This is a genomic window from Stenotrophomonas sp. SRS1 (assembly GCF_026130205.1).
GTDB classification, from domain to species: Bacteria; Pseudomonadota; Gammaproteobacteria; order Xanthomonadales; family Xanthomonadaceae; genus Stenotrophomonas; species Stenotrophomonas rhizophila_B.
This window is the reverse complement of the sequence record NZ_JAINFD010000003.1, coordinates 691828-702414: the sequence shown is the minus strand read 5'-3', so window position 1 is coordinate 702414 and position 10587 is coordinate 691828. Positions and strand designations below refer to the sequence as shown.

Annotated in this window: 11 protein-coding genes; all 11 read left to right on the top strand. The window is 67.8% G+C overall.

The window, feature by feature from the left end; genetic code table 11:
* Nucleotides 1-51 precede the first annotated feature (51 nt).
* The 11 genes from K4043_RS14020 (at nt 52) to K4043_RS13970 (ending at nt 10586) form a co-directional block, all read left to right on the top strand.
* Nucleotides 52-1905, top strand: coding sequence for a S8 family peptidase (locus K4043_RS14020; protein ID WP_265309664.1), 1854 nt, complete (start codon nt 52-54; stop codon nt 1903-1905).
* Nucleotides 1906-2031: 126 nt separating this feature from the next.
* Nucleotides 2032-3759, top strand: coding sequence for a type II secretion system ATPase GspE (gene gspE / locus K4043_RS14015; protein ID WP_265309663.1), 1728 nt, complete (start codon nt 2032-2034; stop codon nt 3757-3759).
* A 37-nt stretch (nt 3760-3796) separates the two neighbouring features.
* A complete protein-coding gene (locus tag K4043_RS14010) occupies nt 3797-5017 on the top strand; it encodes a type II secretion system F family protein (protein ID WP_265309813.1) in 1221 nt (406 codons plus the stop codon).
* Nucleotides 5018-5065: 48 nt separating this feature from the next.
* Nucleotides 5066-5497: a type II secretion system major pseudopilin GspG gene (gene gspG / locus K4043_RS14005; RefSeq protein ID WP_123728309.1), complete on the top strand. Its 432-nt coding sequence runs from the start codon at nt 5066-5068 to the stop codon at nt 5495-5497.
* Nucleotides 5498-5587: 90 nt separating this feature from the next.
* Nucleotides 5588-6007: a GspH/FimT family pseudopilin gene (locus tag K4043_RS14000; protein ID WP_260232216.1), complete on the top strand. Its 420-nt coding sequence runs from the start codon at nt 5588-5590 to the stop codon at nt 6005-6007.
* Nucleotides 6004-6420, top strand: a complete 417-nt coding sequence (locus tag K4043_RS13995) for a prepilin-type N-terminal cleavage/methylation domain-containing protein (protein WP_265309662.1) — start codon at nt 6004-6006, stop codon at nt 6418-6420. Before K4043_RS14000 ends, K4043_RS13995 begins: the two co-directional genes overlap by 4 nt.
* A complete protein-coding gene (locus tag K4043_RS13990) occupies nt 6417-7055 on the top strand; it encodes a type II secretion system protein J (RefSeq protein WP_265309812.1) in 639 nt (212 codons plus the stop codon). Before K4043_RS13995 ends, K4043_RS13990 begins: the two co-directional genes overlap by 4 nt.
* Nucleotides 7052-7915: a type II secretion system protein GspK gene (locus K4043_RS13985; RefSeq protein WP_265309661.1), complete on the top strand. Its 864-nt coding sequence runs from the start codon at nt 7052-7054 to the stop codon at nt 7913-7915. The genes K4043_RS13990 and K4043_RS13985 overlap by 4 nt, the downstream gene beginning before the upstream one ends.
* On the top strand, nt 7912-9060 hold the full coding sequence (locus K4043_RS13980) for a PilN domain-containing protein (protein ID WP_265309660.1): 1149 nt from the start codon (nt 7912-7914) through the stop codon (nt 9058-9060). The genes K4043_RS13985 and K4043_RS13980 overlap by 4 nt, the downstream gene beginning before the upstream one ends.
* Nucleotides 9029-9778 (top strand): type II secretion system protein GspM, encoded by a 750-nt coding sequence (gspM, locus tag K4043_RS13975; RefSeq protein WP_265309659.1) that lies wholly within the window; start codon nt 9029-9031, stop codon nt 9776-9778. The genes K4043_RS13980 and gspM overlap by 32 nt, the downstream gene beginning before the upstream one ends.
* Nucleotides 9768-10586, top strand: coding sequence for a general secretion pathway protein GspN (locus K4043_RS13970; RefSeq protein ID WP_265309658.1), 819 nt, complete (start codon nt 9768-9770; stop codon nt 10584-10586). The genes gspM and K4043_RS13970 overlap by 11 nt, the downstream gene beginning before the upstream one ends.
* The last annotated feature ends 1 nt before the right edge of the window (nt 10587 follow it).

Below are 10587 nucleotides of genomic sequence, written 5' to 3'. Positions count from 1 at the left end.
AGTGTTGGCCTGAACAGTCGTTTGATCCATGACCTTGAAGAGGACGTCAACGTGACCAGTAAGCAGAACCTTCGCATCAATGTGCTGGCAGCCGCCGTGCTGTCGTTGTCCGCAGGCGCCAGCGCCTATGCAGCCGGTCTGCCGGCCAAGGAACCGGTGCGCCAACCAGCCTCCGCCCAGGGCGCAGAGCGGATCATCGTCAAATACCGTGCAGGCACCGCAGCGGCCACGGACCGTTCGGCCAAGCTGACCACCGTGCAGTCGGCGGTCGCCCGCGCCAGTGTCGGTGGCTCCGCCGCCGGCCGTGCCAGTGCGGTGAACCCGCAGATCGTGCGCAAGCTCGGTGTCGGTGCCGATCTGATCCGCCTGCAGGGCCGTTTGAGCCCGGCCGAACTGCAGAAGGTGCTGGCCGAGATCAAGGCCGATCCTTCCGTGCAGTACGCCGAAGTGGACGTGAAGCTGCAGCGCACCGATGTGCGCCCGCGCGACGCGACCCCGCAGCTGGTGCCGAATGATCCGTACTACGCGCAGTACCAGTGGCACCTGAGCAGCGCCACCGGCGGCATCAATGCACCGGCCGCGTGGGACATCGCCCAGGGCGAAGGCGTGGTGGTGGCGGTGCTCGATACCGGCATCCTGCCGCAGCATCCGGATTTCTCCGGCAACCTGCTGGCCGGTTACGACTTCATCAGCGATGCGGAAACCTCGCGTCGCCCGACCGATGAGCGCGTGCCCGGCGCGCTGGATTACGGTGACTGGGTCGAGAACGACAACGAGTGCTATGCCGGCTCGCTGGCCGACGACAGCTCCTGGCACGGTACCCACGTCGCCGGCACCATCGCCGAGTCGACCAACAACGGTGTCGGCATGGCCGGTGTGGCGTACAAGGCGCGTGTCCTGCCGGTCCGCGTCCTCGGCAAGTGCGGTGGCTATCTGTCCGACATCGCCGACGCGATCACCTGGGCCTCCGGTGGCACGGTGGCCGGCATCCCGGCCAACGCCAATCCGGCCGAGGTCATCAACATGAGCCTGGGCGGCGGCGGCGCGTGTGATGCGCTGTACCAGGACGCCATCAACGGCGCCGTGTCGCGCGGTACGACCGTGGTGGTCGCGGCCGGCAACTCTGCCTCCAACGCGGCCAACTTCCGTCCGGCCAGTTGCGCCAACGTGGTGTCCGTCGGTGCGACCCGCATCACCGGTGGCATCGCTTATTACTCCAACTTCGGCACGGCGGTGGATCTGTCCGGTCCGGGCGGCGGTGGCAGCGTGGACGGTAATCCGGGCGGCTACGTGTGGCAGTCCGGCTACAACGGCCTGACCACGCCGACCTCCGGTGCCTACAGCTACATGGGCATGGCCGGTACCTCGATGGCGTCCCCGCATGTGGCGGCGGTGGCGGCCCTGGTGCAGGGCGCGGTCGCGGCGGCCGGCAAGGACCCACTCACCCCGGCTGCGCTGGAAGCCTTGCTCAAGCAGACCGCACGGGCCTTCCCGGTCACCATTCCGACCGCCACGCCGATCGGCACCGGCATCGTGGATGCCAAGGCCGCCCTCGACAAGGCGCTGGAAGAAGCGTGCACCGAGAACTGCGGCCCGGTGGCCACGCCGCTGACCAACAAGGTCGCCGTCGGTGGTCTGAGCGGCGCCGGTGGCAGCGAAGTGCTGTACAGCTTCGAGGCGCACGCCGGCAAGGTGCTGAGCCTGCTCACTTACGGCGGCAGCGGCAATGTGTCGGTATACGTGAGCCAGGGCAAGGAGCCGACCGCCACCGCGTTCGATGCCAAGTCCTCGCGTCCGGGCAACAGTGAAACCGTGCGCTTCACCGCGCCGGTGGCCGGCACGTATTACATCAAGGTCGTCGGCGAGTCCGCGTTCAGCGGCGTGAGCATTCTCGCCAACCAGTAATAGCGCACTACCCCGAACGGGAGTCCGTCATGTGACGGGCTCCCGTTTTTACATCTGGACCGCGGGCAATACCGCTTAGCATCGCAACGAACTGCTAAAGTCACAGCGGTTGCCAGGAGAACATTCTTGAACGCGGTTGCCCCGGATCCCACTGCAGAATCCACCGCCGAATCCCGCATCGTCGGGGTATTGCTGGAGAAAGGTCGGCTCAAGGACAGCGACCTGGTGCGCGCGCGTCCGCTGCACCGTGAATCCGGCGGCAGTCTGCTCGGCCTGCTGGTGCGGCTGGGGCTGGTCTCCGAGCGCGACCAGGCACAGACCTGTGCCGAGGTGCTCGACCTGCCGTTGCTTGATGCCAAGGCCGTGCCGGAAGCGCCGCCTGAAGCGTTGCTCGATGGTCTGCCGTTGACGCTGCGCTTCCTCAAACAATTCCATGTCTGTCCGTTGGCGCTGCAGGACGGCGTGCTGGATCTGTGGCTGTCCGATCCGCAGGACCCGTACGCGGCCGACGCGGTGCGGCTGGCGATGGGCCTGCCGGTGCGCTTGAACGTCGGCCTGCGCTCGGAGATCGATGATCTGATCGAGCGCTGGTTCGGCCAGGGCCGCAGCGCGATGGGCGCGATCATTGAAACCGCCGACGGGGAAGGTGCTGCCGTTGACGACATCGAGCACCTGCGCGATCTGGCCTCCGAAGCGCCCGTGATCCGGCTGGTCAATCTCATCATCCAGCGGGCGGTGGAACTGCGCGCGTCGGACATCCATATCGAGCCGTTCGAGAATCGCCTGAAAGTGCGTTACCGCGTGGACGGTGTGCTGATCGAAGGCGAAAGCCCGCCGGTCAATCTTACGGCCGCGGTGATCAGCCGCATCAAGATCATGGCGCGGCTCAACATCGCCGAACGTCGCCTGCCGCAGGATGGCCGCATCATGCTGCGCGTGCAGGGCAAGGAACTGGATCTGCGCGTGAGCAGTGTGCCGACCGCGCATGGCGAAAGCGTGGTGATGCGTCTGCTCGACCGCGACACCGTCGTGTTCGATTTCCACCGGCTGGGCTTTACCGATGCGTTCCTGCCGCAGTTCCGCAAGGTGCTCGAGCAGCCGCACGGCATCCTGCTGGTGACCGGCCCGACCGGTTCGGGCAAGACCACTACGCTGTACACCGCACTGAGCCAGCTCAATACCGCTGACGTCAAGATCATCACCGTCGAAGATCCGGTCGAGTACCAGATCGAAGGCATCAACCAGATCCAGGCCAAGCCGCAGATCGGACTGGATTTCGCCAATGCGCTGCGCAGCATCGTGCGCCAGGATCCGGACATCATCATGATCGGCGAAATGCGTGATCTGGAAACCGCGCGCATCGCGATCCAGTCCGCGCTCACCGGCCACCTGGTGCTCTCCACGCTGCACACCAACAACGCCGCCGGTGGCATTACCCGCCTGCTGGACATGGGCGTGGAAGATTATCTGCTGACCTCCACGATCAACGGCATCCTCGCCCAGCGCCTGGTGCGCCGGCTGGAGCCGCAGCATGCGCAGCGTTATTCCGCCTCGCCGGAAGAGATCGACAAGTTCGGTCTGCGCCGGCTGCAGCCGGAGGGCGAGATCTTCCTGTACCGCGCACAGCCCTCGGCGATCGCGCCCACCGGCTACCTCGGCCGGACCACCATCGTCGAGTTCCTGGTGATGAACGATGCGCTGCGCAGTGCGGTGATGCGTCGTGCCGGCATGGGCGAGATCGAACAGATCGCGCGCGCGGCCGGCATGCGCACCATGTATGAGGATGGCCTGTCCAAAGCGCTGCAGGGCCACACCACGCTGGAAGAAGTGCTGCGCGTGACGGAGGAATCCTGATGCGTGCATGCTGCCGGCACAAGGTGAGCGGCTGAGCATGGCCCAGTACCGCTACAAGGCGCTCAATGCCCATGGCGAACTGTTCGATGGCCAGATGGATGCGGCCAGCGAAGCCGAGGTGGTCGCACGCCTGCAGGACCAGGGCCACATGCCGATGGAAGCGCGACTGGCCAGCGAGGGCGTGGCCGGTGCCTCGTCCTGGGCGGCGCTGCTGCGCCGGAAGCCGTTCGATGGCGGTGGGCTGGTGCAGTTCACCCAGCAGCTGGCCACGCTGCTCGGTGCCGGGCAGCCACTGGACCGTGCGCTGAGCATCCTGCTGGAACTCCCCGAAGACGAGCGCACGCGCCGGGTGGTCACCGACATCCGCGACATCGTGCGTGGCGGCGCGCCCCTTTCCACCGCGCTGGAACGCCAGCACGGGCTGTTCTCGCGGCTGTACATCAACATGGTGCGCGCCGGTGAAGCCGGTGGCAGCCTGCATGACACCCTGCAGCGGCTGTCGGATTACCTGGAGCGCAGCGCAGAGTTGAAAGGCCGCGTCATCAATGCGCTGATCTACCCGGCGATCCTGCTGGCGGTGGTCGGCGGGGCGCTGCTGTTCCTGCTTGGCTACGTGGTGCCGCAGTTCGCGCTGATGTACGAAAGCCTGGATGTCGCGCTGCCGTGGTTCACCCAGTGGGTGCTCACCGCCGGCCTGGTCGTGCGCGAAGGCTGGATCATCATGATCGTGGTGCCGGCCGTGATCGCGCTGGTGGTGGAGCGGCGGCTGCGGCAACCGGCCACACGCCTGGCGATGGATGGCTGGCTGCTGCAGCGCAACGGCATCGGCCCGCTGCTGGCCAAGCTGGAAACCGCGCGCCTGGCCCGCACCCTGGGCACGTTGCTGCGCAACGGCGTGCCGCTGCTGTCCGGCCTGGGCATCGCGCGCAACGTGCTCAGCAACCGCGCGCTGGCCGCCGATGTGGATGCAGCCAGTGACGAGGTCAAGAACGGCAACGGTCTATCTGCATCGTTGGCGCGCGGCAAGCGTTTCCCGCGCCTGGCGCTGCAGATGATCCAGGTCGGCGAGGAATCCGGCGCGCTGGATACGATGCTGCTCAAGACCGCCGATACGTTCGAACAGGAAAGCGCGCGCGCGATCGACCGATTGCTGTCGGCACTGGTGCCGGTGATCACCCTCGTACTTGCCTCGGTGGTCGGCCTGGTAATCGTGGCCGTGCTGGTACCGCTGTACGACCTGACCAATGCCATCGGCTGACCGGCCGCTGGTGGATACCCCAACGATTCGATGCAAGGAGCCTGCCATATGCAACGCCGTCGCCTGACCCGCTTTTCTTCCGCGCGCCACCAGTCCGGCATGAGCCTGTTGGAAATCATCATCGTGATCGTGTTGATCGGTGCGGTGCTGACCTTGGTCGGCAGCCGCGTGCTCGGCGGTGCCGATCGTGGCAAGGCCAACATCGCCAAGGCGCAGGTGCAGACCATGGCCGGCAAGATCGACAACTACCAGCTCGATACCGGCAAGCTGCCGGCCAAGCTGGATGATCTGGTGACCCAGCCCGGCGGCAGCGCGGGCTGGCTCGGCCCGTACGCCAAGCCGGCCGACCTCAATGATCCCTGGGGTCATGCGTTGGAGTACCGCGTGCCGGGCGAAAGCCAGCCATACGACCTGATCAGCCTGGGCAAGGATGGCAAGGTCGGTGGCAGCAGTTACGACGCGGACATCCGGTACGAGTAATCGGCATTGGGAGCGCTGTGGACCGTGCCGAGCAGACCGCCGCATCGCGTGCCCACGGGCACCCATGCACGCGGTCTGTCGTTGCTGGAGATGCTGCTGGTGGTTGCCCTGATCGCCATCATCGGCGTGGTGACCGCCACCGCGATGAACGGTGGCATCGATGGCATGCGCCTGCGCAACGTCGGCAAAGAGATCGCCACGCAGCTGCGCTACACGCGCACGCAGGCCATTGCTACCGGGCAGACGCAGCGCTTCGTGATCGACCCGCGTGCGCGGACGTGGCAGGCCGCCAATGGTCGCCACGGGCAGATTCCCGCCGCGCTTGACGTCCAGTTCCGCGGTGCGAGCCAGCTCAGCACTGCGCCGGGGCAGGGCAGCATCGCCTTCTTCGCCGACGGCGCGGCCAGTGGCGGCAGCATTGACCTGAGCACGCGCGGTGCGGTGTGGGAGATCCACGTCGGCTGGATCACCGGTGAAGTCCGTGCAGGGCCGCGCCGGGAGGGCCGATGAGGCGTCAGCGTGGCTATTCGCTGCTGGAGGTGATCATCGCGTTCGCGCTGCTGGCGTTGGCGTTGACGCTGCTGCTGGGCAGTCTGTCCGGTGCCGCGCGTCAGGTCGGCCAGGCCGACGTGCGCAGCCGGGCCACGCTGTATGCGCAGTCGCTGCTGGCCAGCACGGGTGTGGAGAACCCGCTTCAGGAAGGCAGCACGCAGGGCGAGTGGGAGCAGGGCAGGTACCGCTGGCAACTCCAGGTAGAACCGTACGCGGAGCCGCGCACGACCACCGCACCGGTGACCACCGATGTTGGCGGCCCGATCCTGGCGCAGATCACGCTGCAGGTGCGCTGGGGCGAAGGCAACGGCGAGCAGTTGCAATGGCGCAGCCTGCGCCTGTTGCCGCCGGTAGCGGGCGCACCGCGATGACGCTGCGCGCACGCCGTGCCCGCGGCTTCACCCTGATCGAGATCCTGCTGGCGACCGCGCTGCTGGTCGGCGGCTTGGCGCTGGCCTTCGCCACCGTGCGCTCGGCGATGGCGATCAGCCAGCGCGGCGAGCGCATGGCGGCACAGAACGAGCGGATGCGCGCCGTCGAAGGCTTCCTGCGCCGGCGCCTGTCGACCGCGCTGGTCATCGCGACCTCGCCCCCGGATCCCACCCGCGACCCGGTCTACTTCATTGGCGAACCGCAGCGGATGCTGTTTGTCTCGGATCTGCCCGGCTATCTCGGCCGGGGCGGGCCGTATGCGCATGAGCTGCAGGTCCGTCGTGCGGGTGGGCAGGAACAGCTGGAGATAGGGCTGACCCTGCTGCAGAACGGTGAGGCGATCGAAGAGGACCCGCCGCGGCCGCCGGAAATGCTGGCCGATCAGCTGCGCGACGTTCGCTTCCGTTATCGCGGTACCGATCCGCGCACCGGCCAGCTGACCGAATGGCTGGACCGCTGGGAGGACACCCGCCGCCTGCCGTTGCTGGTCTCGATCGAGATCGTCCCGCTGCAGGGACCGGCGTGGCCGCCGATGATCGCGGCGCTGCCACCGCCACGCGGAGATCGCCCATGAAACCGGCGCGCGGTGCCGCGCTGGTGCTGGTGCTGTGGTTGATCGCACTGCTCACCGCCGTGATCGGTGCATTTGCACTGAGTGCACGCGTCGAGCACATGCAGCAGCGGGTCATCGGCGACGATGCCATCGGTCAGGAATACGCGCGCGCGGGGCTCGAATACGCCCTGTATCGCCTGCAGCCGCGCGCCAGCCAGCCGGCATGGGTGGCCGATGGCCGCCGCTACCGGTGGACCTTCGACGATCGCCGGATCGACCTGGCGATCCTGGATGAGAACGGCAAAGTGAATCTGAATCTGGCCGATGCCAGCCTGCTGACGGCTTTCCTGCGTGCGATGGGGGAGGACCCGGGGCATGCCCAGCAATTGGCCGGCGCCATCGTCGACTGGCGTGATGCCGACAGCCTCAAACACCCCGGTGGCGGCGCCGAGACGCCGGATTACCTCGCCGCCGGCCTGCCATATGGTGCACGCAACGCGCGCTTCGAAACCGTGGGCGAACTGCAGCGCGTGCTGGGCATGGAGGCGGACCTGTATGCGCGGATCGAGCCGATGCTGACCCTGTACAGCCGCCAGGCGCGGCCCGATCCACGCTTTGCGGCCGGCCCGGTGTTGACCGCGCTGGGGCTGGATGCAGAACGCCTGCTGGCCGAGCGCGAGCGTGCGGCGGCCGCCGATGACGCCGGATTGCCCGTCACACCGCTTGCAGGTGGCAGCGGCACCTATAGTATCGAGAGTCGCGCCACGGACGAACGCGGCCGGATATCGGTACTGCGCGCCGTGGTGAGAATGGGTTCGGCAGGCGCGCCGGGCACGGCATACACAGTACTTCGCTGGGAACAGGGAATGGCAGCAAGATGACGGCATGGCGTGACAGTCTGGTGCGGGCCCGCGGGCGGTTGTCGCCCAGCGTGGGCGGCAGCCTGCGCTGGTGGCGGCAGTCGTTGCTGGCCTGGCTGCCGGTCCGATGGCAATGGGCGATGGGGTGGTCGCGCTCGCGGCTGCTGCTGAAGCGCGATGGTGAGGTGCTGCACGTTCAGCGCCAGACCGGTGAACAGATCGAGGTGATCGCCGAACTGCCCTGGCCGGTATCGCCCGCCACCTTGGACAGTGTGCTGGACGCGCGCCTGCGCAGTCTGCCGCGGCATTGGTTGCTGCCTGCCGGCAGCGTGTTGCGGCGGCCGTTGCGGCTGCCCGCAGCGGCCGCGGAGCGGCTGCGCGATGTGGTCGGTTTTGAGATCGATCGGCAAACCCCCTTCGATGCCAGCCAGGTCAGCTATGACGTGCGTGATCTGGGCGCGTTGCCGGATGGCCAGCTGCAGGTGGAACTGGTGGTGATCCCGCGTGTCCAGCTGGAGCAGTGGGCGCAGCAGGCCGGGCCGTGGGCGCAGGCTGTGGCCGGTGTGGATGCCGTCGACGCCGATGGCCAGCCGCTGGACGTCAACCTGCTGCCCGTCGCACAGCGGCAGCCGTATCGCGATCCGATGGCCCGCTGGAACGGACTCCTGGCCGTGGGCGCGATCGTGGTGCTTGCGCTGGCTGGCCATCAGCTGCTTGAAAACCGCCAGGCGGCCGCGGACGGACTGCGCGAGCAGGTCGATGCCGCCGCGCGTGATGCACGCCGGGTCGCTGCCGAGCGGCAACAGCTTCAGAGCCTGGTGGAAGGCGCCGCATTCCTGGAGGGCAAGCGTGCCGAGCATGCCAGCACGGTGGAGATCTGGAACGAACTCACCCGCCTGTTGCCCGATGGCACGTATCTGGAAAAAATGTCGATCGAAGGCAGCACGCTGCAGCTGATCGGACTCAGCCGCGAAGCCTCGCAACTGGTCCCGCTGCTGCAGGACTCGCCGCTGTGGCGCAAGGTCAACCTGACCGGCGTGCTGCAGGCCGATGGGGCGACCAGTGGCCGCGACCGTTTCACGCTGACGGCCGAGCTGCAGCCGCTGCCCGGCGCGACGCCGCCTGCGAAGGAGGTTGCCGATGGCAGCACAGCCGACGCGCCGTGATCGCTGGCTGGCACTGGGTCTGCTGCTGGCGGTGATCGCCGTGGCCTACCTGCTGCTGGTGCATCCGTGGTTGACCCGCCCGCTGCTGGCGATCAACGCCGACATCGCCGCCGTGCAGGAACGCCAGCAGCGCGTAGAGGCGCAATTGGCGCAGCGCGGCCAGATCGCCACCCAACTGCGAGACGTGCAGACAGCACTCGACGGCCGACCGGGCTTCCTGCGCGAGGCCACCGCCGAATCTGCCGCCGCGGCGCTGTCCAGCCGCCTGCAGGATGCCGTGGCGTCAGCCAGCCCGGGCAACCGCAGCTGCACGATCAGCAACCGCACCCCGCTGCCCGATGCCAGCCGCGAACCAGCGTTCCCGCGCGTGGCCCTGCAGGTGCGGCTGCGCTGCGGTGTGCCGGAGATGGCTGCGGTGCTGCACACGCTGGAGACCGGCACGCCGCGCTTGTTTGTGGACAACCTCAATCTGCTGGCGCAGCGCTTCCAGCAATCGCCGAGTGAAACCGGCACCGGCCTGGACGTGTCGTTCGAACTGGTCGGCTATCTGCGTCCGGGTGCCGCGCTGGAGCCCGGTGCGACGATGCCACCCCCTCTTCCGCTGCCGGCGGGACAGGACGCTGGGCAGAACGCCGATCCAGGTGAGGCCGCGCCTATCGATGCAGCGGAACCCGCGCCCGCACCGGACGCGGCCGAGGAGGTCGAGCATGAAGCTTGAAGCAGCCGGCCTGCGCACCTGGTGGCTGGGGGGCATCGCGCTGTGGGCGCTGGCGATATGGATCGCTACGCTGTTCGGGCTGGGCAGCCGCATCGCGCCGGCCACCGATGGCGATATCGGCTCTGCGCCGTTGCCCAGCCTGGCGCCTGCCGCGCCGGAGCGCATGGCCTCGGCCAGTACCTACGCACAGATTGGTGCACGGCCGCTGTTCGCCGAAGACCGCCAACCGCGTCCGTATCTGCTCGGCGGCACCGAACAGGGCACCGCCAGCAGCGTATCGCTGACCGGCGTGCTGCTCACATCTGAGTTCGCCATGGCGATCCTGACCACCGACCAGCGCCAGTCGCTGCGGCTGCGCTTGAACGGTGATGCGGTGAACGGCTGGCAGCTGCTCGCGCTGGAACCGCGCCGCGCCACCGTCAGTGGCCCAGGCGGGACGCAGACGCTGGAACTGCAGGTGTTCAACGGGCAGGGCGGCGAACCGCCCACCGTGTTGGGCACCACGCAGCTCACGACGGTTCCGCCTGCCGGCGCTGGTGCGCGGCCGAACAACGGCGTGGTGGCACCGATGCCAGCACCGCCGCCGCCGCCGACCGCAACGCCTGCGCCGCTGTCCGGCACGGCGTCGAACGCGGCAGGCCCCGCCCAGAATTCGCAAGGCCCCAGCGAAGACCAGATGAAGGCGATCCGTGAACGCATCCAGGCGCGCCGCCAGCAATTGCAGCAACAACAGCAACAGCAGCAACAGCAACAGCAGCAACAGCAGTCGCAGCAACCGCCCGCGGGCGGCTCCGGCCACAACCCTTAGA